The organism is Streptomyces sp. NPDC001852, from assembly GCF_042891825.1.
GTDB lineage: Bacteria > Actinomycetota > Actinomycetes > Streptomycetales > Streptomycetaceae > Streptomyces.
The window spans coordinates 293,715-317,060 of record NZ_JBIATN010000008.1; the positions used below are offsets into that span (position 1 = coordinate 293,715).

24 protein-coding genes are annotated in these 23,346 nt (G+C 71.9%); 10 read left to right on the forward strand and 14 right to left on the reverse strand.

The annotated features are described in order from the left end of the window. Positions 1–45: 45 nt before the first annotated feature. Positions 46–438 (forward strand): hypothetical protein, encoded by a 393-nt coding sequence (locus tag ACFYZB_RS16905; RefSeq protein ID WP_388759015.1) that lies wholly within the window; start codon positions 46–48, stop codon positions 436–438. 12 nt (positions 439–450) lie between these two features. On the opposite strand, the gene aroA is transcribed toward ACFYZB_RS16905, so the two are convergent. Then, a complete protein-coding gene (gene aroA, locus ACFYZB_RS16910) occupies positions 451–1,686 on the reverse strand; it encodes a 3-phosphoshikimate 1-carboxyvinyltransferase (protein ID WP_388759017.1) in 1,236 nt (411 codons plus the stop codon). Positions 1,687–2,032: 346 nt separating this feature from the next. Here aroA and ACFYZB_RS16915 point away from each other — a divergent pair, with 346 nt between their 5' ends. Both ACFYZB_RS16915 and ACFYZB_RS16920 read left to right on the forward strand, forming a co-directional pair. After that, positions 2,033–3,886: a glycoside hydrolase family 3 protein gene (locus ACFYZB_RS16915; RefSeq protein ID WP_388759019.1), complete on the forward strand. Its 1,854-nt coding sequence runs from the start codon at positions 2,033–2,035 to the stop codon at positions 3,884–3,886. Positions 3,887–3,956: 70 nt separating this feature from the next. Continuing rightward, complete coding sequence (locus ACFYZB_RS16920; RefSeq protein ID WP_388759021.1) at positions 3,957–4,571, forward strand: hypothetical protein; 615 nt, start codon at positions 3,957–3,959, stop codon at positions 4,569–4,571. 33 nt (positions 4,572–4,604) lie between these two features. Here ACFYZB_RS16920 and ACFYZB_RS16925 read toward each other — a convergent pair whose 3' ends face one another. From ACFYZB_RS16925 to ACFYZB_RS16935, 3 genes are all read right to left on the reverse strand, one after another. Beyond that, positions 4,605–5,903 carry an MFS transporter gene (locus ACFYZB_RS16925; protein WP_388759023.1) on the reverse strand — a complete coding sequence of 433 codons (1,299 nt, stop codon included), beginning with the start codon at positions 5,901–5,903 and terminating at the stop codon, positions 4,605–4,607. A 132-nt stretch (positions 5,904–6,035) separates the two neighbouring features. Next, complete coding sequence (locus tag ACFYZB_RS16930) at positions 6,036–6,836, reverse strand: sugar phosphate isomerase/epimerase family protein (RefSeq protein WP_388759025.1); 801 nt, start codon at positions 6,834–6,836, stop codon at positions 6,036–6,038. Positions 6,837–6,876: 40 nt separating this feature from the next. Continuing rightward, positions 6,877–7,806: a GNAT family N-acetyltransferase gene (locus ACFYZB_RS16935; protein WP_388759027.1), complete on the reverse strand. Its 930-nt coding sequence runs from the start codon at positions 7,804–7,806 to the stop codon at positions 6,877–6,879. Positions 7,807–8,194: 388 nt separating this feature from the next. On the opposite strand from ACFYZB_RS16935, the gene ACFYZB_RS16940 reads away from it, so the two are divergent. Together ACFYZB_RS16940 and ACFYZB_RS16945 are read left to right on the forward strand one after the other, a co-directional pair. Further along, entirely contained in the window at positions 8,195–8,482 is a 288-nt protein-coding gene (locus tag ACFYZB_RS16940) for a hypothetical protein (protein WP_388759029.1), read from the forward strand. 161 nt (positions 8,483–8,643) lie between these two features. Further along, the gene (locus ACFYZB_RS16945) at positions 8,644–9,882 is read left to right on the forward strand and encodes an FAD-dependent monooxygenase (protein ID WP_388759031.1); all 1,239 of its coding nucleotides are present in this window, start codon (positions 8,644–8,646) and stop codon (positions 9,880–9,882) included. A gap of 34 nt (positions 9,883–9,916) precedes the next feature. On the opposite strand, the gene ACFYZB_RS16950 is transcribed toward ACFYZB_RS16945, so the two are convergent. Further along, entirely contained in the window at positions 9,917–10,966 is a 1,050-nt protein-coding gene (locus ACFYZB_RS16950) for a LacI family DNA-binding transcriptional regulator (RefSeq protein WP_351217439.1), read from the reverse strand. Positions 10,967–11,228: 262 nt separating this feature from the next. On the opposite strand from ACFYZB_RS16950, the gene ACFYZB_RS16955 reads away from it, so the two are divergent. The 3 genes from ACFYZB_RS16955 to ACFYZB_RS16965 are packed head-to-tail and all read left to right on the forward strand — an operon-like array spanning position 11,229 to position 14,355. Then, positions 11,229–12,380: a Gfo/Idh/MocA family protein gene (locus tag ACFYZB_RS16955; protein WP_388759033.1), complete on the forward strand. Its 1,152-nt coding sequence runs from the start codon at positions 11,229–11,231 to the stop codon at positions 12,378–12,380. Further along, a complete protein-coding gene (locus ACFYZB_RS16960) occupies positions 12,377–13,528 on the forward strand; it encodes a dihydrodipicolinate synthase family protein (protein WP_388759035.1) in 1,152 nt (383 codons plus the stop codon). Before ACFYZB_RS16955 ends, ACFYZB_RS16960 begins: the two co-directional genes overlap by 4 nt. Next, entirely contained in the window at positions 13,525–14,355 is an 831-nt protein-coding gene (locus tag ACFYZB_RS16965) for a sugar phosphate isomerase/epimerase family protein (RefSeq protein ID WP_388759037.1), read from the forward strand. The genes ACFYZB_RS16960 and ACFYZB_RS16965 overlap by 4 nt, the downstream gene beginning before the upstream one ends. Before the next feature lie 52 nt (positions 14,356–14,407). Here the strand turns inward: ACFYZB_RS16965 and ACFYZB_RS16970 are convergent, their stop codons facing one another. Together ACFYZB_RS16970 and ACFYZB_RS16975 are read right to left on the reverse strand one after the other, a co-directional pair. After that, a complete protein-coding gene (locus ACFYZB_RS16970; RefSeq protein ID WP_388759039.1) occupies positions 14,408–14,632 on the reverse strand; it encodes a DUF397 domain-containing protein in 225 nt (74 codons plus the stop codon). Further along, on the reverse strand, positions 14,619–15,443 hold the full coding sequence (locus ACFYZB_RS16975; protein WP_388759071.1) for a Scr1 family TA system antitoxin-like transcriptional regulator: 825 nt from the start codon (positions 15,441–15,443) through the stop codon (positions 14,619–14,621). The genes ACFYZB_RS16970 and ACFYZB_RS16975 overlap by 14 nt, the downstream gene beginning before the upstream one ends. 129 nt (positions 15,444–15,572) lie before the next feature. On the opposite strand from ACFYZB_RS16975, the gene ACFYZB_RS16980 reads away from it, so the two are divergent. Together ACFYZB_RS16980 and ACFYZB_RS16985 are read left to right on the forward strand one after the other, a co-directional pair. Beyond that, positions 15,573–15,791 carry a hypothetical protein gene (locus tag ACFYZB_RS16980; protein ID WP_388759041.1) on the forward strand — a complete coding sequence of 73 codons (219 nt, stop codon included), beginning with the start codon at positions 15,573–15,575 and terminating at the stop codon, positions 15,789–15,791. Continuing rightward, complete coding sequence (locus ACFYZB_RS16985; RefSeq protein WP_388759043.1) at positions 15,788–16,063, forward strand: hypothetical protein; 276 nt, start codon at positions 15,788–15,790, stop codon at positions 16,061–16,063. Before ACFYZB_RS16980 ends, ACFYZB_RS16985 begins: the two co-directional genes overlap by 4 nt. 180 nt (positions 16,064–16,243) lie before the next feature. On the opposite strand, the gene rbsD is transcribed toward ACFYZB_RS16985, so the two are convergent. From rbsD to ACFYZB_RS17020, 7 genes are all read right to left on the reverse strand, one after another. After that, a complete protein-coding gene (gene rbsD / locus ACFYZB_RS16990) occupies positions 16,244–16,624 on the reverse strand; it encodes a D-ribose pyranase (protein WP_388759045.1) in 381 nt (126 codons plus the stop codon). Beyond that, positions 16,621–17,523: a ribokinase gene (locus ACFYZB_RS16995; RefSeq protein ID WP_388759047.1), complete on the reverse strand. Its 903-nt coding sequence runs from the start codon at positions 17,521–17,523 to the stop codon at positions 16,621–16,623. The genes rbsD and ACFYZB_RS16995 overlap by 4 nt, the downstream gene beginning before the upstream one ends. A 112-nt stretch (positions 17,524–17,635) precedes the next feature. Then, on the reverse strand, positions 17,636–19,591 hold the full coding sequence (locus ACFYZB_RS17000) for a substrate-binding domain-containing protein (RefSeq protein WP_388759049.1): 1,956 nt from the start codon (positions 19,589–19,591) through the stop codon (positions 17,636–17,638). Continuing rightward, positions 19,581–21,113, reverse strand: a complete 1,533-nt coding sequence (locus ACFYZB_RS17005) for a sugar ABC transporter ATP-binding protein (protein ID WP_388759051.1) — start codon at positions 21,111–21,113, stop codon at positions 19,581–19,583. Before ACFYZB_RS17005 ends, ACFYZB_RS17000 begins: the two co-directional genes overlap by 11 nt. Continuing rightward, the gene (locus ACFYZB_RS17010; protein WP_388759053.1) at positions 21,110–22,153 is read right to left on the reverse strand and encodes a LacI family DNA-binding transcriptional regulator; all 1,044 of its coding nucleotides are present in this window, start codon (positions 22,151–22,153) and stop codon (positions 21,110–21,112) included. Before ACFYZB_RS17010 ends, ACFYZB_RS17005 begins: the two co-directional genes overlap by 4 nt. Before the next feature lie 219 nt (positions 22,154–22,372). Then, a complete protein-coding gene (locus tag ACFYZB_RS17015; protein WP_388759055.1) occupies positions 22,373–22,804 on the reverse strand; it encodes a GNAT family N-acetyltransferase in 432 nt (143 codons plus the stop codon). Beyond that, positions 22,801–22,926 carry a hypothetical protein gene (locus ACFYZB_RS17020; protein WP_351217466.1) on the reverse strand — a complete coding sequence of 42 codons (126 nt, stop codon included), beginning with the start codon at positions 22,924–22,926 and terminating at the stop codon, positions 22,801–22,803. The genes ACFYZB_RS17015 and ACFYZB_RS17020 overlap by 4 nt, the downstream gene beginning before the upstream one ends. Between the last annotated feature and the right edge of the window lie 420 nt (positions 22,927–23,346).

Below are 23,346 nucleotides of genomic sequence, written 5' to 3' on the forward strand. Positions count from 1 at the left end.
AGTACGGCTGACGGGGGAGTTACGAGTGGTACGGGGAGGACGACAGTGGACAGTGGTGGGATACGCAGGCGTCTGGCGCTCGGAGCGGCCGTGCTGGCCGCGAGCGGGATGCTCGCCCTCGTGACGTCCGGCACCGCCCAGGCGGGCACGGGCGGCGGCTGCGCCGGGCCGGAGGTGCGGGCCCTGCCGTTCAGCACCGGGGTCACCCACGTCTACAAGAGCGACGGGTACGTCTGCGCCGTCACCGTCGCGCGGAACCCCGGCTCCGCCCAGACGATGTCCGTCAGCGTCCAGGCCCGCGGCAGCCGCCCGGTCGTCGACACCGGCATCTACCGGCACCACGCCGGGCCGGTGACGGTGCACGCCGGCCACCGGTGTGTGTGGGTCAAGGGCGCGGTGGGCGGGGGGTCGGTCAGCAAGGGGTGGATTCTCTGCTGACGCCCGGCCCGGTCAGCCCGCCTCCGGGAGCCGCGCGAACGCCTCGTGGAACCCCGGGAACGTCTTGCGGACGCACCCGGGGTCGTCGTACGACAGGCCGGGCGTGCGCAGGCCGGTCACCGCGAAGGACATCACGATGCGGTGGTCGCCGAAGGTCTTGATCCCGACTCCGGGCGTGGGTGTGCCGGGCCGGATCTCGATCCAGTCGGGGCCGGTCGCCACCGGCACACCGAGCCTGCGCAGATTGTCCGCGCAGGCCTGGAGGCGGTCGCACTCCTTCACCCGGGTGTTGGCCACGTCCTCGATGCGGACCGGGCCGGAGGCGAACGGCGCGAGCGCGGCCAGCGTCGGCATGGTGTCGGAGATGTCCCGCATGTTCACGGTGAGGCCGCGCAGCACTCCCGTGCCGCGCACGGTCGTCCGGTCCGCCGCCGTCTCCACCTCGGCGCCCATCCGGCGCAGCACCTCCACGAAGCGCAGATCGCCCTGGAGCGCACCGGCGCCGAGGCCCGGCACGGTCACCTCGCGGCCCGGGGTGACGGCGGCCGCGGCGAAGAAGTAACTCGCGGTGGAGGCGTCGGGTTCGACGGCGTAGGTGGTGGCCCGGTAGCCGCCGGGCGGCACGTCGTACACCTCGCCGTCCCGGACCACCTCCACGCCGAACGCCCGCATCATGGCGAGCGTGATCTCCACGTACGGCGCCGAGACCAGGTCGGTCACCCGGATCCGGAGGCCGGTGCGGGTCAGCGGGCCCAGCAGGAGCAGCGCCGTCAGGTACTGGGAGGACTGCCCGGCGTCCAGCACGACCTCGCCGCCCTCGACACCGGCCGCCCGGACGGTGAGCGGATGGTGGCCCTCGGCCGCCTCGTGCCGCAGGTCGACGCCGAGGTCGCGCAGGGCGCGGGTGAGCGGGCCGAGGGGGCGCCGGCGCATCTGCGGGGAGGCGTCGAAGCGGAAGGTGCCGTGCCCGGCGGCGGCCAGGACGGGCAGGAAGCGGGCGGTGGTGGCGCCGTCCCGGCAGTACACCTCGGCCTCGGCGGGCGCCGGCCCCTGCGGGCGGCCGTCCACCTGCCAGGCGTCCAGCGCTCGCCCCACCCGGTAGCCGAGCCGGGTCAGGCCCTCGGCGAAGCCCTCGGTGTCGTCGGAGCGCAGGGGGCGCAGCAGCGTGCTGACGCCGTCGGCGGCGGCCGCGAGGAAGAGGGCGCGGGCGGTGATGGACTTGGAACCGGGGATGTCGACTGCGGGCATGCCCGCATGATGACCGCCCGGCCGCCCGCCGTGGACGCGCCGTCCATGCACTGGACGGCCGGGTCCCCCGGGGGGAACCGCCGCCGGCCCGCGCCCGTCCAACGGCCAGGCTGCCGGACGAGTCTCCGTGGTGCGGTGTCGGCCTGCCCGCCCGGCAGCGAGCGCCGACGCACCCTCTCCGCCGCACCCGGCCGACAGCCCGCCGCCGTCGGCGCGCACCCCCTCAATGCGCCGACGGCGGCCCCTCGCTGGGTACTGTGCATTCCCTTGACGGAAAGAAACCTCCCGGATATTGGTGACTCCTTGGAAGTTTCCTTCAGCGGTTCCTCCTCCGGAAGGAGCGCACGTGTCCGCCCTCAGCAGACCCTCCAGACGCGCCGTTCTCGCCGCGACCGCGGGCCTCACCGCCGCGCTGACCGTACCGACGACCGCCCGCGCCGCCACACCCGGCGACGACCGCCGGCTGCGCGCACTGATCGCCCGGATGACGCTCCAGGAGAAGGTCGGCCAGCTCTTCGTGATGCGGGTCTACGGCCACTCCGCCACCGCTCCCGACCAGGCCGACATCGACGCCAACCTCAAGGAGATCGGCGTCCGCACGGCCGCCGAGCTGATCGCGAAGTACCGGGTCGGCGGGATCATCTACTTCACCTGGGCGCACAACACCCGCGACCCGCACCAGATCGCCGGCCTCTCCGACGGCATCCAGCAGGCCTCCCTGGACCAGCCGCGCGGCCTGCCGGTGCTCATCGCCACCGACCAGGAGCACGGCGCGGTCTGCCGGGTCGGCAAGCCCGCCACCCTCTTCCCCGGCGCCATGGCGCTCGGCGCCGCCGGCTCCCGCGCGGACGCGCACACCCTCGGCCGGATCTCCGGCGCCGAACTGCGCGCGATGGGCGTCAACCAGGACTACTCCCCGGACGCCGACGTCAACGTCAACCCGGCCAACCCGGTCATCGGGGTACGGTCGTTCGGCGCCGACCCGGACGCGGTCGCCGCGCTGGTGGCCGCCGAAGTGAAGGGCTATCAGGCGTCCCGGGTCGCGGCGACCGCCAAGCACTTCCCGGGCCACGGCGACACGGCCACCGACAGCCACACCGGCTTCCCGGTCATCACCCACAGCCGCGAGGTGTGGGAGAAGCTGGACGCCGTCCCCTTCCGGGCCGCGATCGCCGCGGGCATCGACTGCATCATGACCGCGCACATCCAGTTCCCCGCCCTGGACGACTCCGGCGACCCGGCCACCCTCTCGCCCTCGATCCTCACCGGCATCCTGCGCGGCGAACTCGGCTACGACGGGGTCGTGATCACCGACTCCCTCGGCATGGAGGGCGTCCGCACCAAGTACGGCGACGACCGGGTGCCGGTGCTCGCGCTGAAGGCCGGGGTGGACCAGCTGCTCAACCCGCCGTCCCTCGACGTGGCGTGGAACGCCGTAGTGCAGGCCGTCCAGGACGGCGAGCTGACCGAGGCCCGCCTCGACGAATCGATCCTGCGCATCCTGCGCATGAAGGCCCGGCTCGGCCTCTTCGACGACCGGCGGGCCGGCCGGACGAGCATCGAGCGCACCGTGGGCACCCCGGCGCACCTGGCCGCCGCCGACCGGATCGCCGAACGCACCACGACCCTGCTGGTCAACGAGGACGAGATCCTCCCCTTCTCCACGAGCGCCGCGCCCCGCCTCCTGGTCGTCGGCGCGGACCCGGCCTCCCCCACCGGCACCGACGGCCCGCCCACCGCTGTCCTGGCCGCCGCCCTCACCGAGCTGGGCTTCACCGCCACGGCCCTGTCCACCGGCACCGCACCCTCCGCCGCGGCCATCGCCGGTGCGGTCACGGCCGCGCAGGACGCGGACGCCGTGGTCGTCGTGACCTACAACGTGACGGCGGGCAACGCCCAGCGGACCCTGGTGGAGCAGCTGGCGGCCACCGGCAGGCCGGTCGCGGCACTGGCCGTACGCAACCCGTACGACGTGGCCCAGTTCCCCTCCCTCAAGGCCTGTCTGACGTCCTACGGCTGGACGGACGTCGAGGTGCGCGCCGCCGCACGGGTGATCGCCGGACGCGTCGGCCCGCGCGGCAGGCTGCCGGTGCCGGTGCAGCGGGCCGACGACCCCACGCAGGTGCTGTACCCGATCGGGCACGGGCTGACGTACCAGCCGTACGCCACACACCGGGCGCAATACCCCCAACAGGGGTAAATCATCCCGCACGTCTGGCGTGGCCGTGCCGCCGAGGGTCACGCTGGACCGGGGTGTCAGGGGGGTGGCCATGCGTGGGAAAGGTGCCGTGAGGGCCGCGTGCCTCGCGTGCCTGCTGCCGGTCGCCCTGCTGGCCGGCTGCCGGGGCACGGCGGGCACCCCCGTCGGCGACGCCCGCCCCACCCCCGTCACGAGCGGCTACGGCGCCGAGTTCCTCGCGGTCGGCGAGTGCAGCTCCTTCGGCACGACCAGCTTCACCGAGGTGCCCTGCGCCAGTGAGCGGGCGGCGGCCAGGGTCGTCGCCCGCTACGACGGCGCGGCCACCGACGGCCCCCTGTGCCCGGCGACGACCGACTTCGTGCTGCACATCAGCGACCGGTCCGCGGCCGGCGACGAGGACGGCGACGGCGCCGTCCCCCAGGGCTACGCCTGCATGCGCAACCTGGAGCCCCCGCACCCCGGCGACCCCGGCGGCGGGGGCGGTCCCCGGACCATCCCCGGCGACTGCGTGTACGCCTCCGGCAAGGGCCAGGTCCGCGAGACCCCCTGCAACGGCTCCGGCGCCCACCGACCCCAGTACCGCATCACCAGGGCGGCACCGACGCGCGCGGACTGTCCGGGGTCGACGGCGCTGTACGTCCAACTGGGCGGAACCGACCCGGTGGGCTGCGCACGACGGCTGTGACGGTCCGAAGGTGTGACCCGGTGAACTCACCCGCTACCCGCAGGAGTTGGGCGACTCGGACGAGCGGGGCGCCGCCGCGCCGCCGTCCCCGGCCCCGGCCGCCCCGTCGGACGGACCCGGCGCCCGGTCCCGCAGTTCCGGGGTCGTCGCGGCGACCGCCCCCACCGCCAGCAGACACAGCAGGCCGCCGGTGATCAGCGAGGCCGCGCCGCTGGTCCAGCCGGCGACCAGGCCACCGCGCACATTGCCGAGGCTGGGGCCCGCCTGGCCGACGATCTGCTCGGCCGCGGTGACCCGGCCGAGCAGCGCGTCCGGGGTGCGGGTCTGCACGATCGTGGACCGGGAGACCACCGAGGTGGCGTCCCCGGCGCCCGCCACGGCGAGCAGCGCGAGGCCCAGCCAGGGGCTGGTCGTCAGCCCGAAGAGCACCAGCGCGGCACCCCAGACGGCCGCCGCGCCCAGCATGACCGGACCCGGTCTGCCGAGCCGGGTCACCGCGCCCGACAGGGCGGTGGCTGTGGCGCCGCCCACCGCCAGGGCCGACAGGAACAGGCCGAGCGTGCGTGGGTCGTCGCCGAACCGCTCCGCGTTGACCAGCGGGAACAGACTCACCGGGAAGGACAGCACGGTCGCGGCGAGGTCGGTGACCAGCGCGCCCCGCACCACCCGGTGCCCGGCCAGGAACCGCAGCCCGTCCAGCACCCCGTGCAGGCCCGCCCGCGACGGCTCGCCCTGCGGCGGCAGCGCGGGCAGCCCGAAGGCGCCGTAGAAGGCCACGCCGAAACTGAGGGCGTCGAGCAGATAGCAGGTGCCGATGCCCAGCCAGCCCAGCAGCACACCGGCCAGGGCCGGGCCGAGCAGCATCATCGACTGGCCCGTGACCTGGTTCAGGGCCAGACCGGCGGCCACCTGGTCCCGGGGCAGCAGACGCGGCACGAAGACCCCGGCCGCGGGGGCGCCGAGCGCGCCGAACGCCGACTGCGCGGCGACCAGCGCGAGCACGGCCGCCACCGGAACACGCCCGGTGAAGCCCTGCACCGCCAGCAGCACGGAGCAGGCCGCCTGGCCCACGGTCGCCGTCAGGAAGATCCGCCGCCGGTCCGCCCGGTCCACCCAGGCGCCCGCGAACAGCCCGAACACCACCAGCGGCAGCGCCTGCGCGAGCCCGACCCCACCGGTCCACGCCGTGCTGCGGGTCATGTCCCACACCTGGTACATGACCGTCACCATGGTCATGAATCCACCTAGCGTGGACACGGTCCGCCCGACCAGCAGCCGCCGGAAGACGGGCGAGGTGCGCAGGGGGCGTACGTCGATGAATGCCGGAATCACCGGGGGAGGCTAGCCGGGCGTCTGCACTCCGGCCAGCGAATTGGCGCCCGAAGGGGCGCGGAGAACTGCGCCCGAAACCACCACGGACCGGCACGCGGCAACGGCGGCGCAGCCCCGAGCCAGTAGCCGAAACTACGCAGCCTCATCCAGCAAGCGCAGCAAGTGCTCCCGTCCCGCCCCCAACAACCCCGCAAGCGGGTCGGCAGCCGGATACCAGCGCTTCTCGTACTCCCAGCAAAGCCACCCGTCCCACCCGCGCCGGCACAGCACATCCACGCACTCGGTGAGCGGAAGCACCCCCGAGCCCAGCGGCAGCGGAGTCGTGTCCTGGGCCGACGTGATGTCCTTGACCTGCACATACCCCAGATGCGGAGCCAGCGCCGCGTAGGTGTCGGCGGGCTGCTCGCCGCCCAGCCAGGTGTGCATGACGTCCCACAGCGCACCCACCTGCCGGTGTCCGACCGGGCCGAGCACCCGGATCGCGTCGGCACCGGTGCGATGCGAGTCGTGCGTCTCCAGCAGGATCCGCACCCCCAGCGCGGCGGCGTCCTCCGCGGCGCTGCCGAGCCGCCGGGCGGCCAGGGCGTCGGACTCCTCGACGGGGCGCTCGGGGTCGGCGCCGGGGAAGACCCGGACGTGGGGCGCGCCCAGGTCGTGGGCGAGGTGGAGGAGGTCCCGGATCTCCGCCAGTACGGGTGCGTCGTCACCGGGAGCGGCGACCCGCGCGTACCCGGCGAGGCCCAGCACCTCGATCCCGGCCTCCTTGAACAGGGCCGCGGCCGCGGCGCGTTCGGCGGCGGAGAGGCCGGGGTGGACCGGTTCTTCCGGGTGGGCGCGCAGTTCGACGCCGTGGTAGCCGTGCGCGGTCGCGAGCGCCAGGACCTCAGGGAGGGGCAGGCCGGGGACACCGAGAGTGGAGAACGCCAGCTTCATGGCCCGGACCCTACTCGTCATCGGCCCCGTGTGTGACTCCTCATCCGTCCGATTCGTGCAGATCCAGTCGCCAGTCCTGGCCCACGAGGCCCTTGCCGAAGGAGCGGTGCGGTTTCTCCGCGACGAGCACGAAGCCGTGCCGCTGGTAGATCCGGCGGGCGCCGCTGAGCACGTCGTTGGTCCACAGCACCAGATCGCGGTAGCCGGCCCCGCGCGCGAAGTCGATCACGGCCCGCACCAGCCGGTCGCCGACGCCGTGCCCGCGCGCCTCCGGCTCGACGAGCAGCAGCCGCAGCCGCGCGGTACCGGGCGCGTCGTCCCGTACGCACATCACACAGCCCACCGGACGCCCGGTCTGCTCGGCGATCCACACCCGCTCCAGATGCGGGTCGTGGTCCTCCGCGAAGTCGGCGACGATCCGGGCGACCAGCCCCTCGTAGTCGGCGTTCCAGCCGTACTCCGCCGCGTACAGGGCCGCGTTGCGCTGCACGATCCAGCCGAGGTCGCCCGGTCGTGGCTCGCGCAGGACGACTTCGCCGGGCCGGGCCCCGCCCTCGCCGAGGACCTCCCGGATGGTCCGCATGGCGTCCGCCAGCCGGGGCCGGTCGGCCGGGGGCACGGTGTCGAGCATGGTCCCGACCGTCTCCCGGGCCCGCTCGTCGAGCAGGGCGGCGGCCTCCCGCCCCCGCTCGGTGAGCCGTACCCGGCGCCGGCGCGGGTCGCTTCGCGACGGCCCGCGCTCGATCAGCCCGGCGTCCTCGAACTTGTTCAGGATCCGGCTCAGATACCCTGCGTCCAGATCGAGCAGCGCGCGCAGATCGGCCGCGTCCAGGTGCGGGACCTGAGCGAGTTCGTACAGCACACGGGACTCGGTGAGGCTGTACGGGGCGTAGAGGTGGCGCCCGTGGTCGAGGGCGCCGATGACGCCCGTGTAGAAGCGGTTGAAGGCGCGGACGTCCTGGACGGTCATGATCGCCCCCGGATGTTTGACTCAGTCAGAGACAACTCCTTCGGAGCCTAGGCCCGCAGCCCGCCCGCGTCCACGCCTCGGCCCGGCGACGGACGAAATGTCCTTACGGTGCACGGGTGTTGGCCGGACCGGACCAGGGTCCGCTTCTTTGCCCGTTCTTTAGCTTGGTGCGGAGTCCTGCTTTTGACTACGTCGCGATCTCGTCGTAGGTTGAAGGGGAAACGTCGCTTATGCCCGATTTATTCGGGAAGTGACGGTCCGTCGTCGGAGCGCGGAGAAGCGGGCGGCGGGCGGCGCACAGGGCGACGCGCAGGCTCTGGAGCGCATGCGGAACGGCCCGTCGAGGCCGGCCGGAAAGTCAATCACACCCTCCGGAGAGGGGCTCATCATGCGCGCGCACACCACCCGTATCAAGAGAGTGGCCATCGCAGTCTGCTCGGCACCGATCCTGGCCATCGCGGCCGGAGCCGGAGCGGCCCACGCAGCCACCACCACCGCTGCCCCGCAGAACGTCGTCTCGTACCACCACGACGGCGGCGGCTGGGGCTGGGGCGACGAAGGCGGCTGGGGAGGCGGCTGGGGCTGGGGCGGCGGCTGGGGCTGGGGAGACCACGGCGGCGGCTGGGGCTGGGGAGATGGCGGCTGGGGTGGGGGCTGGGGCTGGGGCTGCGACTGAGCAGTGAGCCACACCCACCACTGAGCCACACCCAGTGAGCCACATCCCTGACAAAGCGAAAGGCGGATCCGGGTGCCCGACCCCACGGGCACCCGGATCCATATGCCGGAACCCGTGGCGGAAGCGATGTTCCGGTGTGGCCGTGACGACGGAGGTACCGGATGAGGATCGTCTGCGTGGGCGGAGGCCCGGCCGGGCTGTACTTCTCGATCTCCGCGAAACTGCGGGACGCCGGCCATGAGATCACCGTGATCGAGCGCGACCCGCCGGAGGCGACGTACGGCTGGGGTGTCGTGTACTGGAACGATCTGCTGGACATCCTGCACCACAACGACCCCGAGAGCGCCCGCGCGGTGAGCGCCGGCTCGGTGCTCTGGCAGGACCAGGAGATCCGCGTGCACGGCAGCCGGCACGACGGCACGGCGTACTTCGGCGGCTACGGCTACAGCATGGGCCGCGCCGCCCTGCTGGACGTCCTGACCCGCCGCGCCCGCTCGCTCGGCGTCGACGTCCGGCACGGGGAGTGGCTCGCCGACCCCGCGGACCTGCCCGAGGCCGACCTGATCCTGGCCGCCGACGGTGCGGGCAGCAGGATCCGGCAGAGCCGCGCCGAGCGCTTCGGCACCCAGGTGGAGACCGGCCGCAACCCCTACATCTGGCTCGGCACGGACCAGCAGTTCGAGAGCTTCGTCTTCGACTTCGAGGAGACCCCCGCGGGCTGGATCTGGTTCCACGCCTACCCGTCGATCAAGGGCAGGATCAGCACCTGCATCGTGGAGTGCTCACCGCAGACCTGGCAGGGACTGGGCCTCGACACACTCGACCCCGAGGACGCCGTGCCGCTGCTGGAGAAGATCTTCCACCGCGCCCTCGACGGCCACTCCCTGATCAGCAGATCACGTGGTGAACCGGCGAAGTGGCAGCGCTTCCAGCACCTCCGCAACCGGACCTGGGTCGACGGCAACGTCGTCCTGGCCGGCGACGCCGCGCACACCACCCACTTCACGCTCGGGTCCGGCACCCGGCTCGCCATGATCGACGCGATCGTGCTGGCCCACAGCCTTGCGCAGTACCCGGATCCGCGGGCGGCGCTGCGCGCGTACGACGAGCACCGCCGCGCCGAACTGCACCCCGTGCAGGCCGGAGCGCGCTCCAGCATGGCCTGGTTCGAGCACCTGGACGACTACCTGGACCGCGACCCGGTCTCCTTCGCCTACGCCATGGCGGTGCGCCAGGGCCAGCAGAACCCCTGGCGCTACCAGGTCCACCTCGCCACCCAGATCTCCGCCGTACGCAGGGCCCGCCGGGCCTACGACACCGGCAAGCGCTGGTACCGGGACCGCCGGAGGGGCGAGGCACCGCTGCCGCTGCTGGGACGGTCACTGCCCGGCGGTGGCTGAACGGTGCGCGGGCGGAAAACGCCTTTGCGGCACCTCAAACCCGGGGCACCCCCGAAGACCCCCGGACCATCAACTCCCCCCGAACGGCGGCGACCCCACCCGGCGGAGGCTCTTCCAGCCCCATCGCGATACGCCCGGCCCGCGCCCCCGCCTCCGCCAAGGGCAACCGCACGGTCGTGAGAGAGGGCACCGCGTCCACACTGAACGGCAGATCGTCGAACCCGGCGACCGACACGTCCTCGGGTATCCGCAGCCCGGAGTCCCGCAGCGCCGCGCACGCCCCCAGTGCGACGGAGTCGTTCGCGGCGACCACGGCGGTCAGGGACGGGTCCCGGCGCAGCAGCTCGAGCGTCGCCTCGTACCCGGACTGCCGGTCGTAGCGGCCGTGCACCGTCCGGCGCGGGTCCTCCTCGACCCCCGCCGCCGCGAGCGCCGCCCGGTGACCCTCCAGCCGGTGCCGGGTCGTCGTACGCTCCTCGGGGCCCGCGATGTAGCCGAGGCGGCGGTGGCCCAGGCCGAGCAGGTGCTCGGTGAGCCGGCGGGCGCCGCCGCGGTTGTCGAAGGTGAGCGCGACGGCGTCGGTGCCGGTCGCCGGCGGCCGGCCGCACAGCACCACCCGGGTGCCGGCCTCGGCGAGCTTGCGCAGCTTCGCCGCGACCGCCGCCGCGTGCGGCGCGTCCTCCACGGCCCCGCCGGTCAGCACCACGGCCGCCGCCCGCTGCCGCTGGAGCAGGGTCAGGTACGTCAGCTCACGCTCCGGTGAGCCGCCCGTGTTGCAGACCACCGCGAGCCGTTCACCGCCCGCCCGGCCGCCCCCGACGCCCCCGATCTCGGCCTGAATGGCACTTGCCATGATCCCGAAGAAGGGGTCGGCGATGTCGTTGACGAGGATGCCGACCAGATCGGAGGTGGCCGCGGCGAGGGCGCTCGCCGGGCCGTTGAGGACGTAGTCCAGTTCGTCCACCGCCCGCAGCACCCGCTCGCGCGTGGAGGCGGCCACCGGATAGTTGCCGTTCAGCACGCGCGACACCGTCGCGGGGGAGACCTGGGCGCGGGCCGCCACATCCGCCAGGGTCACCGTCATCTCGTCGTCCTCCGGTCGCGCATCGTGTCGTACGCCCTCGTAGACAGCCAGGTCGTGCTGCTGGTTCCGAGAATCCGTCGAGCAGACCTTAAGGCCATGGCCCCCGGTTGTTCGCCCCCTCGAACAACTCGAAGGGGACACGGTCTTGTACGGACCACCGTCCAGAGGCTAGCTTCTCAGGTATAGAAAGCGCTTGCTGCAGCTTGTTGCCGAGTGTTCTGGGTGTTGTGAGTGTTGTGAGTGTTTGACAGAGGGGACTGACGTGACACGCAAGACGGTGCGTATCGCCATGAACGGCGTGACCGGGCGCATGGGCTACCGCCAGCACCTCGTCCGGTCGATCCTCGCCCTGCGCGAGCAGGGCGGCCTCGACCTCGGCGACGGCACCGTGCTGTGGCCGGAGCCGATCCTGCTCGGCCGCCGCGAGCACGCCCTTCGGGAGATCGCCGACCGCCACGGCCTGGAGCACGTGGCGACGGACGTCGACGCGGTCCTCGCCGACGACGGCGTCGACATCTACTTCGACTCCCAGGTCACCTCCGCCCGCGAGGAGGCCGTCAAGAAGGCGATCGCCGCCGGAAAGCACATCTACACCGAGAAGCCGACGGCGACGGGCCTCGACGGCGCCCTGAAACTGGCCCGCCTGGCGCAGGAGAAAGGCGTCAAGCACGGCGTGGTCCAGGACAAGCTCTTCCTGCCGGGCCTGCTGAAGCTGAGGCGGCTCATCGACGGCGGCTTCTTCGGCCGGATCCTCTCCGTCCGGGGCGAGTTCGGCTACTGGGTGTTCGAGGGCGACTGGCAGCCCGCCCAGCGTCCCTCCTGGAACTACCGCGCCGAGGACGGCGGCGGCATCGTCGTCGACATGTTCCCGCACTGGGAATACGTCCTGCACGAACTGTTCGGCCGCGTGAAGTCCGTCCAGGCCCTCGCCACCACCCACATCCCGCAGCGCTGGGACGAGCAGGGCAAGCCGTACGACGCGACGGCGGACGACGCGGCCTACGGCGTCTTCGAGCTGGAGGGCGGCGCCATCGCCCAGATCAACTCCTCCTGGGCGGTGCGCGTGAACCGCGACGAACTGGTCGAGTTCCAGGTCGACGGCACCGAGGGATCGGCGGTGGCGGGACTCAGGAGGTGCCGGGTGCAGCACAGGTCGGCGACCCCCAAGCCGGTCTGGAACCCCGACATCCCGGCCACCGAGGTCTTCCGCGACCAGTGGCAGGAGGTCCCGGACAACGGGGACTTCGACAACGGCTTCAAGGCCCAGTGGGAGCTGTTCCTCAAGCACGTCTTCGCCGACGCCCCGTACCACTGGGACCTGCTGGCCGGCGCCCGGGGCGTCCAACTCGCCGAACTGGGCCGGCGGTCCTCGGCCGAGGGCCGCCGCATCGACGTCCCGGAGATCGCGCTATGACCATCCGACTGCCCTCGGCGGACGGCGGACTGCGGACGTACGAGCCACGCACCGAACCCCAGCTGGTGTCGCCGGGCACCCCCTTCACCTCCCGTACGGTGTTCTCGGCGGCCCATGTCGTGGCCGACCCCTACGCCGACGTCTCGCCCGACTCGGCCGCCGCCGTCGACTGGGACGCCACCCTCGCCTTCCGCCGCCACCTGTGGTCCCACGGGCTCGGCGTCGCCGAGGCGATGGACACCGCCCAGCGCGGCATGGGCCTGGACTGGGCGGGCGCGGCGGAGCTGATCCGCCGGAGCGCGGCCGAGGCACGCTCGGTCGGCGGCCGGATCGCCTGCGGGGTCGGGACCGACCAGATCACGGGCGGTACCTTGGCGGAGATCCGCGCGGCCTACGAGGAACAGCTCGCGGTGGTGGAGGAGTCGGGCGCCCAGGCGATCCTGATGGCGTCCAGGGCCCTCGCCGCGACCGCCCGTGGCCCCGAGGACTACCTGGAGACCTACGGCCACCTCCTGCGCCAGTCCGCCGAGCCGGTGATCCTGCACTGGCTGGGCCCGATGTTCGACCCGGCACTGGAGGGCTACTGGGGCTCGGCCGGCCTCGACGCGGCGACGGAGACGTTCCTGGAGGTCATCGCCGCCCACCCGGACAAGGTGGACGGCATCAAGGTGTCGTTGCTGGACGCGGGGCGGGAGACCGACCTGCGCCGCCGGCTGCCGCGCGGGGTCCGCTGCTACACCGGCGACGACTTCCACTACCCCGAGCTGATCGCGGGCGACGACCAGGGCTTCAGCCACGCCCTGCTCGGCATCTTCGACCCGCTGGGGCCGCTGGCGGCCGAGGCGGTACGGGTCCTGGACACGGGGGACACGGGAGGTTTCCGCGCCCTGCTCGACCCCACGGTCGAGCTGTCCCGCCACCTCTTCCAGGCCCCGACCCGCTTCTACAAGACGGGCGTGGTCTTCCTGGCCTGGCTCGCGGGCCACCAGGCGCACTTCACCATGGTGGGCGGCCTGCAGTCGGCGCGCTCCCTCCCGCACCTGGCCCGCGCCTACGAACTGGCAGACAGCCTCGGCCTGTTCCCCGACCCGAAGCTCGCGGAGGAGCGGATGAAGAACCTGCTCGCGCTGTACGGGGTGAATCAGTGACCGACCTTGCGCGCTTCAGCATCAACCAGATGACGGTGAAGCAACTTTCATTGCCTGAACTTGTGGAAGCCTGTGGCCAGTTGGGCGTCGGCCAAGTCGGCCTGTGGCGCGAACCGGTCCAGGCGTACGGCCTCGCGGAGACGGCGAAACTGGTCCGGGACGCGGGCCTGACGGTGACGACCCTGTGCCGGGGCGGCTTCTTCACGGCGATCGACCCGCAGGAGCGGGCGGCGGCACTGGCGGACAACCGGCGCGCGGTGGACGAGGCGGCCGCCCTCGGCACCGACACCCTGGTCCTGGTCTCCGGCGGCCTCCCGCCCGGCAGCAGGGACCTGCGGGCGGCCCGCGAACGCATCGCCGACGCCCTGGCCGAACTGGGCCCGTACGCCGAGGACCGCGGTGTCCGCCTGGCCATCGAGCCCCTGCACCCCATGTACGCCGCCGACCGCTGCGTGGTCTCGACGCTGGCCCAGGCCCTGGACCTCGCCGAACGCTTCCCCGCCCGGCAAGTGGGCGTCACGGTGGACACGTACCACATCTGGTGGGACGACCAGGCACCGGCGCAGATCGCCCGCGCGGGCGCGAGCGGCCGTATCCACACCTTCCAACTGGCCGACTGGGTCACCCCGCTGCCCGAGGGCGTCCTCAACGGCCGGGGCCAGATCGGCGACGGAGCGATCGACATGCGCGAGTGGCGGGGGTACGTGGAGGCGGCCGGCTACACCGGCCCCATCGAGGTCGAACTCTTCAACGAGGAGCTGTGGGGCCGGGACGGGCGGGAGGTGCTGGCGGAGACGGTGGAGCGGTTCCACGGTGTTTTTCTGTAGGCGCGGCTTGGGGCTTGCCCGGCCGCCGGTCCGGGGCGAGCCCCTTACGGTGTCAGGCGTGGATGTGGCCCTGTTTGACGGCGGTCAGGAAGTTGGCCCAGCCGTCGGCAGAGAAGATCAGAGCGGGGCCGGAGGTGTCCTTGCTGTCGCGGACGGGCACCCCGGCGTGGCCGCGGGCGACTTCGAGGCACTCGCCTTGGTCACCGCCGCTGTGGCTGGACTTGTACCACCCGGTGAGCGCGGACGAGTCGTTGACGGTGTGCTCACTGCTGACCATGTACGTGTTCCTCTGCTGCCGCCCTGACGAGGGCCAGTGACTGCTTGTGCGACAACGCGTCGCTCAAGGCCAGAGCGTAGGCGGTCTGACAGGCACTCACCAGGGCTGGATCATCCATCAGGTTGCCGGTCAGGAATCCCTCGACGTAGGCGACCGGTGCGGAGTCCTCAAAATTCATGAGGGTGAGCAGGCTTTGCATGAGCGCGTGTGCCCCTACGCCGTACGGCAGGACGTGCAGACGCAGTCGCCCTGCCTCGGCCATGTCCGCGATCCTGTGCAACTGTTCCGCCATGGCCTGTGGGCCGCCGACACGACGACGAAGGACGGCCTCGTCGAGCAGCGTCCAGACGACGGGGTGTGACGGCCCGTCGAGGATGCGGCGGCGATTTGTTCGGATGACGACGAACTCGTCAAGTTCCTCGGCCGTGTAGTTGGGCCGGTAGGCGCAGAAGAGGGCTCGCGCATAGTCGTCGGTCTGCAGTATGCCGGGAACCAGTGACAGCGCGAACTGGTTGATCAGCGTGGCTTGTTGCTCCAGTTCGGCGACTGCGGCGAAATGATCCGTGTACTTCGACTCCAGGTCCTCCAGCCACCGCTCGAAGAACCCGTCCGTTTTCAGCGCCAGGTCGATCCGGCGCGCGTCGTCCGGCTTGGGCAGCCGCCTTCCCGCCTCATAGTGACTGATGAGTGTGGGCGAGCAGACCACACGGTCGCCCAGTTCCTCCTGGGTGAGCCCAGCCGCGATCCGTCGCAGCCTCAGCTCCTCTCCGTACTTCTCGCGCGGCGTCCGCGGCCTGCGGTCAACGCTCATCCGGCCAACTCCCGTTCCTGACGAAGGCGCTGTCAAGTCCCCGCCTCTAGCAGCGTAGCCATCGCCGACCCCACTCTGTGACCGATTCGCCACACAACGCAGTCACCGCAGGTGAGAAAGCAGGTCGGCATGACACATCTCCTGGCCCGGCTGATCGCGCCCGTGCTCCGGCACCTCCGGCCCGCCCGAGGCCGACGGTGCCGTAGGCCGGGCGTACCGCTCGTGTCCCCGTACTCGTGCCCTTACGTCGGCCGCTCGACGACGTACCGCACACACGAAGCCCCCCTGCGCGGCGAGGACAGCCCGCTCGTCCGCCCCTACCTCGACCTCGTGGAGACCTACGTATGAGCGGGCGCCTGCTTCCCTGGGCCGGTGCGGACGGCAAGGCCTGCTACCTCATGGGTGACGGAGCGGGGTACATCTCCCGGCTCGCGGACCAGATCGAAAGTGTGCAGCTCGGTATGGCGGACGGTCTGCTGGGCCACGCGGCCGAACTGCTCGCCGAGCAGCGGCTGACCGGTGAGGAACTGCGCTATCTGGCCCGGCGGCTCAGCGAGTCCCTGGCTGACGTCAGGCGGATCGCGGAGAGCAGGGGTGCGCGGCTCGTCCGGAAGGAGTGAACACAAAGAATCTTGAGATTGTGTGCAACCCTTCCCGGGCCCTGGGTGTCGTATCTGTCATCAGAGCCCGGGAGGGGACCCGGGGGGGGATTCACGGGGCTCTGGTACGGAGGGGAAAGCCGAGGGGGTGGCCCCGGTCGACGGACCGGGGCCACCCCCTCGAAACATCACGGACGGTGCCTAGAAGAACACCCCGCACCGCAGCAGCACATTCGCGTACGGCCGTGCCTCGCCCGTGCGGACGACCAGCCGTGCGCCCGCCGACAGTTCCTTCAGGCGCTCGTGCGGGACCAGGGACAGCCCCGGGAAGTGGCCGTCCAGCAGGGCCCGGTTGCGGCCGCGCAGCTCCTCCGCAGCCGTGGCGCCCTCCACCACCAGCTCCGCCAGCAGCCCCTCCACGACCTCCGCGAACGACGGCACCCCGGCGCGGAACGCCAGGTCCACCACGCGCGGCCCGTCCGGGATCGGCATGCCCGCGTCGCACACCAGCACCCCGTCCCCGTGCCCCAACTCGGCGAGGGCGCCACAGAGTTGCCTGTTGAGTATGCCCGCCCTCTTCACAGGGCCTCGACCTCCTCCGCCGTCGGATACGACTCCTGCGCGCCCCGTTTCGTCACGGCCGCCGCCCCGACGCGGGCCGCGTAGGCCGCCGCCTCCGTCAGAGAGGCACCCGTGCCCAGCCGCCAGGCCAGCGCCGCCGTGAACGCGTCCCCGGCACCTGTCGTGTCCACCGCGTCCACCTTCACCGACGCCACCCGCGTCACCCCGGAGCCGTCACACACCAGCGCCCCCTCCGCGCCCAGCGTCACCACCACCGAGCGCGGACCCTTGGCCAGCAGCAGCCGCGCCCAGTCCGCCGGGTCCTCGCTCACACAGGCCTCGCCGAGGATCACCCGGGCCTCGTGCTCGTTGACGATCAGCGGGTCGCAGGCCGCGAGCACCTGCGTGGGCAGGGGCCGCGGCGGGGACGGGTTCAGCACGAAACGGCTGTCCGGGGACAGGTTCCGTACGACCTCCACGACCGTCTCCAGCGGGATCTCCAGCTGTGCCGACACCACCCGCGAGGCCAGGAACAGGCTGACCGCCGCCCGGACGTCCGCCGGGGTGAGCCGGGCGTTGGCGCCCGGCGACACCACGATGCTGTTGTCCCCCGAGGGGTCCACGGTGATCAGCGCCACGCCCGTCGGCGCCCCGCCCACCAGCACGCCGACCGTGTCGACGCGGGCCGCGTGCAGGGAGTCCAGCAGGAGCCGGCCGTGGCCGTCGTCGCCGACCCGGGCCAGCAGGGCCGTACCGGCGCCGAGCCGGGCGGCGGCGACCGCCTGGTTGGCGCCCTTGCCGCCGGGGTGGACGGCGAGGTCGCCGCCGAGCACCGTCTCGCCGGCGGCCGGCCGCCGTTCGACATCGATCACCAGGTCGGCGTTGGCCGAACCCACCACCAGCAGGTCGTAGCCGTACATCAGTTGACTCCCCTGATTCCCCTGAGAGATGACCCCGGGCGGGCGGCCGTCACCCATGGTGACCCATGCCGGTGTCCCATGGTGTACGACCGCCCGCCCGCGTCTGCCGTCGTCAGCCGCTGAAACCGGCCACGTTGTCCTTCGTGACCACCTTCACCGGTACCTTCACCGTCGGCTCCACCTTCCTGCCCTGGACCGCCTTCAGCGCGTTGTCCACGGCGATCCTCCCCAACTGCGTCGGCTGCTGGGCGACCGACGCGTACAGCGTGCCGTTCTTCACCGCCGTCAGCCCGTCCGGGGTGCCGTCGAAACCGACGACCTGCACGGACTTGCCGGCCTTGGAGCCGAGCGCCTTGATCGCGCCGAGCGCCATCTCGTCGTTGGCGGCGATGACGCCCTGCACGTCCGGGTGGGCCTGGAGCAGGTTCGACATCACGTCGAGGCCCTTGGTGCGGTCGAAGTCGGCCGGCTGCTGGGCCACCACCTGGATGCCGGGGTAGGCCCTCAGACCGTTCGCGAAGCCCTGCGCGCGCTCCCGGGCCGCCGACGTGCCCGCCTGCCCCTGCAGGATCACGATCCTGCCCTTGCCGCCGAGCTTCTCGGCGATCGTCTTCGCGGCCAGCTCACCGCCCGCCACGTTGTCGGAGGCGACCAGCGCGGCCACGTCGGCCTTGTTGACGCCCCGGTCGACGGCGATCACCGGGATCCTCGCCTTGTCGGAGGCCTTCACCGAGTTGCCCGCCGCGTCCGAGTCGACGGGGTTGACGATGATCGCACCGAGCCCCGAACTGGTGAAGTTCTGCAACTGGTTGGCCTGCTGGGAGGCGTCGTTCTGGGCGTCGGTCACGGTCAGGTCCACGCCCAGCTTCTTCGCCTCGGCCAGGGCACCGGCCCGGATCTGCACGAAGAAGGGGTTGTTGAGGGTGGACAGGGACAGGCCCATCCTCGGGGACGTCGAGGACGAGGACGCGCCGTGCAGGAAGGAGGTCGCGCCGACGATCGCGACGGTCACGACGGCCGCGAGGGCGTAGGTCGCCGCCTGCCTGCCCTTCGGCCCGCCCGTGCCGGAGGCGACCGGGGCCGCCCCGGCCCTGCGGCGCACGGTGTCCAGGAGCACCGCCAGCGCGATGACGACACCGATGACGACCTGCTGCCAGAACGCGGAGACGTTCAGCAGGTTGAGGCCGTTGCGCAGCACCGCCAGGATCAGCGCGCCGATCAGCGTGCCGGAGGCCTTGCCGGTGCCGCCCGCGAGCGAGGCTCCGCCGATGACGACCGCGGCGATCGCGTCCAGCTCATAGCCGTCGGCGGCCTGCGGCTGCGCCGAGGACAGCCGGGAGGCCAGCACGATGCCCGCGACGGCCGCGAACACCCCGGACAGCGCGTAGATGGCGAGCTTCTGCCGCTGCACCCGCAGCCCCGACAGCCGCGCGGCCTCCTCGTTGCCGCCGATCGCGTACATCGAGCGGCCGATGTACGTCCGCCCCAGCACGAGCACGGCGATCAGCCCCATGACGACCATGACCAGCACCGGCACCGGCAGCCACCCGCCGAGGGTGTCCCCGAGGTGCGAGACCGAGGCCGGGAAGGCGATGGGGGAGCCCTGCGAGATCACCAGGGCGAGACCACGGCCCACCGACAGCAGGGCCAGCGTCGCGATGAACGGCGGCAACTTGCCGTAGGCGATGAGGAAACCGTTCACCAGCCCCGCCACGACACCCGTGGCGACGGCGAACAGCACCGCTACGGCCACCGGCACACCGTGCTGCGTGGCGCTCCAGGCCAGCACGGTCGCCGACAGCGCGGCCACGGACCCCACCGACAGATCGATGCCCGCCGAGACGATCACGAAGGTGACGCCGAAGGCGAGGATGGCGGTGACGGCGGCCTGGACACCGATGTTGAGCAGGTTGTCGGTGGTCAGGAAGTCCCCGGACAGCGCCGAAAGGGCGATCACCAGGGCGATCAGCGCGGTGAGCGCGCCGTTGTCGAGGAGCAGCCGGCGAAGACCTCCCGGGGCGGGGGCGCCACTCGCGCCCGCCCGGCTCCTGAGCGTGTCAGTGGCCACGGCTGGCCTCCTTCTCGGTGTCCTTCACTGCGGTGGGTGTGGAGACGGCGAGCGCCATGACGGCGTCCTGGGTGGCCTCGGCCGCCGCGAGTTCACCGGCGATCCGGCCCTGGGCCATCACCAGCACCCGGTCGCTCATGCCGAGCACCTCGGGAAGATCGCTGGAGATCATGAGTACGGCGGCCCCGCCCGCGGTCAGTTCGTTGATCAGCCGGTAGATCTCGACCTTGGCACCGACGTCGATGCCCCGCGTCGGCTCGTCGAGGATCAGCACCTTGGTGTCGGCCAGCAGCCACTTGCCGATGACGACCTTCTGCTGGTTGCCCCCGGACAGGGTCCGCACATGCTGCCCGAGCCCCGCCATCCGCACGCCCAGCTGCCCGGCGATCCGCTCGGCGGCGACATGCTGCGCCCTGCGGTCGACCAGCCCGGCCCGGGTGGCGGCCCGCATGGTGACGAGCCCGAGGTTCTCCTCGACGGAGGCGTCCAGCACCAGCCCCTGCCCCTTGCGGTCCTCCGGTACGAGCCCGATCCCGGCGGCCATCGCGGCGGTCACGTCATGCCGCCTGAGCCGGTCGCCGGAGACCTTCACGACCCCGCCGTCGTACGGATCCGCCCCGAACACGGCCCGCACCACCTCGGTACGACCCGCGCCCACCAGCCCCGCGATCCCGACGACCTCACCGGCGTGCACCTCGAAGCTCACGTCGTGGAAGACACCGTCCCGGGTGAGCCCTTCGACGGACAGCAACGCCGCACCGCGGTCGGGCCGTTGCCGCGGGTACTGCTGCTCGATGGACCGCCCGACCATGAGCCGTACGAGCTCGTCCTCGGGCGTCGAGGCAGGCACCTGCCCGACACTGCGCCCGTCCCGGATGACGGTGACCCGGTCCCCCAGGGCGGCGATCTCCTCCAGATGGTGCGTGATGAAGACGACTCCGACGCCGTCCTCCCGCAACGACCGCACGATGCCGAAGAGCTTCTCCACCTCCTCCGAGGTGAGCACGGAGGTCGGCTCGTCCATGATGAGCACGCGCGCGTCCAGGCTGAGCGCCTTGGCGATCTCGACCATCTGCAGGCGTGCGATGCCCAGTTCACGGACACGCGCGCGTGGGGACACATGGACGCCCACGCGCGCGAGGAGAGCTTCGGCGTCGGCCTCCATCCGCTTCCGGTCGATCAACCCGAAGCGCCGCGGCTGCCGCCCGAGGAAGATGTTCTCGGCGACGGTCAGATCGGGAACGAGGTTGAACTCCTGGTAAATGGTGGCGATCCCGAGCCGCTCGGCGTCCTGCGCGCCGTGAATGCGCACCTCCTGACCACCGACGAGAATCCGGCCGCCGTCGGGCGTGTGGGCCCCGGAGAGCATCTTGATGAGCGTGCTCTTGCCGGCGCCGTTCTCACCGAGCAGCACATGGACCTCGCCCCGGCGCAGATCGAAGTCGACGCCGTCGAGCGCGACCACGCCGGGGAAGGTCTTGCGTATGCCCTCGATGCGCAGCAACTCGTCCGGGTTGCTCACGACGTGCTCCTTTGCACTGGGGAGGGGGACTGCACCGGGAACGGTGCGGGCGGCTCGCCGCACGAGCGGCGTGCGACGAGCCGGGCGGTGAGGGTGACGGACGCGGCCGCCCGCCCCTCGATGCGGTCGACCAGGGCGCGTACGGCGGCGCGGCCCAGTTCGCCGGTCGGCTGGGCGATCGCGGTGACGGGCGGATCGGTGTGCACGAACCACGGGATGTCGTCGAACGCGGCCAGCGCGAGGTCGTCCGGTACGCGCAGCCCACGCGCGCGTACGGCGTCCAGGGCGCCGAGTGCCATGAGGTTGTCGGCCGCGAAGACGACCTCCGGCGGCCGAGCCAGGTCGAGAAACCCCTCGGTGACCCGCCGCCCGCTCTCGACCTGGAAGTCGCCCTGGCCTATGTAGGCGTCCGGAAGCGGAAGCCCGTACTCGCCCATCGCCTCCCGGAAGGCCTCGACGCGCTCGCTGCCGGTCGTGGTGGCCGCGGGCCCCGCGATGATCGCGAGCCGCCGGTGCCCGAGCGTGTACAGATGCGCGACCAGATCCCGTACGGCCCCCCGCCCGTCGGCCCGCACGACCGGCACGTCCACCCCTGGGATCCACCGGTCCACGAACACCATCGGGGTACCGGCGCGGGCGGCGTCCAGCATGAGCGGGGAGCCGCCGTCGGTGGGCGAGACAAGCAGCCCGTCGATCCGCCGGTCGAGCAGGTTCCGCACGTGATGGTCCTGCAGATCGGGCCGTTCGTCGGCGTTCCCGATGATCACGCTGTACCCGAGCGCGCGGGCCTCTTCCTCTACGGAGCGGGCGAGTTCGGTGAAGTAGGGATTCAGCACGTCGCTGATGACGAGCCCGAGGGTGTGGGTCTGGTCGGTGCGCAGCGACCGGGCGACGACGTTGGGCCGGTACCCCAGCGCCTCGACGGCGGCCAGCACGCGCGTGCGCGCGTCGGCGCTGACGGACGGGTGCGCATTCAGGGCGCGCGAGACCGTGGCGACGGAGACCCCGGCCGCGGCGGCGACGTCCTTGATGCTTGCCATCGCCGGCTCACCTCCTCGTGAGTGTCGTCAGTGGGCTGCGGAAGTCGTGGAAACGATTACATCCATGCCGTAGGAAGGATTGGAATCGATTACATGGCAGGGAGGCAAGAGGTTGAAGGTTGACCGAAACCTAATCGTGACCGCGCATCCGGGCCATCGCCCGCCCGGCGCTGGTCACCGGAGCGGCGGCTCGCCGGATCCGCAAGGGCCCGGTCCCGCTCAGGAAGTCGCCCACTTCAGGTAGGACGCCGTCTCCAAGAAACCCAACCCGCGATAGAAGCGGGCGGCCCGGCGGGTCGGCACGGTCACTTCGACGTCGTGCGCCTCCCTGGCCCTCGCCTGTACGGCCCGGATGAGCGCGGCACCCGTACCGCGCCCACGCAAGGGCGCGTCGACGGTGAGCTCCAGCACTTCGAGGACGGCCCCGCCGGCGAACAGGGTCGGCATGCGCAGAGCGAGCACATACCCGACCACACGCGCGTCCTGCTCGGCGACCAGGAACTCGGCACCGCCGTTCACGGCCGCATCGAGGACGCGAGGAAAGGTGACGCGGTCGAAGACGTCACGCTGCGGCCGGTAACTGGTCACGAACCCGCTGAGCAGCCGGTAGATGTCATCGGCGTCGGCGGGCACGGCGGAGCGGATCTTCATACGTGCTCTCCGACGGCCTCACCACCGGACACGGCCACGACCGGCGCCGTAACGGCAGCGGGGACGACCGCGACGAGCGCGGCGAGCCCGTCCGGCGACTCAACGGGTGTGGGATGGCTCACCCCGTCAAGGCTACTGGGTCGACAAGGGAGTTGACCGCGCCTGACGCAAGCCCTCGGCCGCCTCGACGGGGCCGGTCCGATGGCCCGGTCGCGTGTCGCCCGCCACCTGAACCGACCGATACCGCGGCCCCCGAGATGTCCGTCGTGGTGGGTGACAGCGCCCGTTGTCAGAGCCCGCCGGTACCGTGAGGTGATGCTGCAACAGGCGCCGGGGATCCATCGGACGGATGGGCTCTGTGGCGGGGTTGTGACGTAAGGCGGTTGCAGGTGCGACGAGTAGCTGTGACCATGGCAAGTCCAGAAACATCTGTTATGAGCATGCAATGGGGGAGGCCAGATGAAGTTCGACATGGGTGCGCAGACGCTGTCGACGTTGATGCGTGATTCGCGGGGTTCGAGTCAGGATCTGGGGACGTTGAT

Excerpts from the sequence above, each read along its gene's own strand:
- aroA (WP_388759017.1), bottom strand. The coding sequence starts at position 1,686 with ATGCCCGCAGTCGACATCCCCGGTTCCAAGTCCATCACCGCCCGCGCC.
- ACFYZB_RS16920 (WP_388759021.1), top strand. The coding sequence starts at position 3,957 with ATGCGTGGGAAAGGTGCCGTGAGGGCCGCGTGCCTCGCGTGCCTGCTG.
- ACFYZB_RS16930 (WP_388759025.1), bottom strand. The coding sequence starts at position 6,836 with ATGAAGCTGGCGTTCTCCACTCTCGGTGTCCCCGGCCTGCCCCTCCCT.
- ACFYZB_RS16935 (WP_388759027.1), bottom strand. The coding sequence starts at position 7,806 with ATGACCGTCCAGGACGTCCGCGCCTTCAACCGCTTCTACACGGGCGTC.
- ACFYZB_RS16940 (WP_388759029.1), top strand. The coding sequence starts at position 8,195 with ATGCGCGCGCACACCACCCGTATCAAGAGAGTGGCCATCGCAGTCTGC.
- ACFYZB_RS16945 (WP_388759031.1), top strand. The coding sequence starts at position 8,644 with ATGAGGATCGTCTGCGTGGGCGGAGGCCCGGCCGGGCTGTACTTCTCG.
- ACFYZB_RS16950 (WP_351217439.1), bottom strand. The coding sequence starts at position 10,966 with ATGACGGTGACCCTGGCGGATGTGGCGGCCCGCGCCCAGGTCTCCCCC.
- ACFYZB_RS16960 (WP_388759035.1), top strand. The coding sequence starts at position 12,377 with ATGACCATCCGACTGCCCTCGGCGGACGGCGGACTGCGGACGTACGAG.
- ACFYZB_RS16970 (WP_388759039.1), bottom strand. The coding sequence starts at position 14,632 with ATGGTCAGCAGTGAGCACACCGTCAACGACTCGTCCGCGCTCACCGGG.
- ACFYZB_RS16975 (WP_388759071.1), bottom strand. The coding sequence starts at position 15,443 with ATGAGCGTTGACCGCAGGCCGCGGACGCCGCGCGAGAAGTACGGAGAG.
- ACFYZB_RS16980 (WP_388759041.1), top strand. The coding sequence starts at position 15,573 with ATGACACATCTCCTGGCCCGGCTGATCGCGCCCGTGCTCCGGCACCTC.
- ACFYZB_RS16985 (WP_388759043.1), top strand. The coding sequence starts at position 15,788 with ATGAGCGGGCGCCTGCTTCCCTGGGCCGGTGCGGACGGCAAGGCCTGC.
- ACFYZB_RS16995 (WP_388759047.1), bottom strand. The coding sequence starts at position 17,523 with ATGTACGGCTACGACCTGCTGGTGGTGGGTTCGGCCAACGCCGACCTG.
- ACFYZB_RS17010 (WP_388759053.1), bottom strand. The coding sequence starts at position 22,153 with ATGGCAAGCATCAAGGACGTCGCCGCCGCGGCCGGGGTCTCCGTCGCC.
- ACFYZB_RS17015 (WP_388759055.1), bottom strand. The coding sequence starts at position 22,804 with ATGAAGATCCGCTCCGCCGTGCCCGCCGACGCCGATGACATCTACCGG.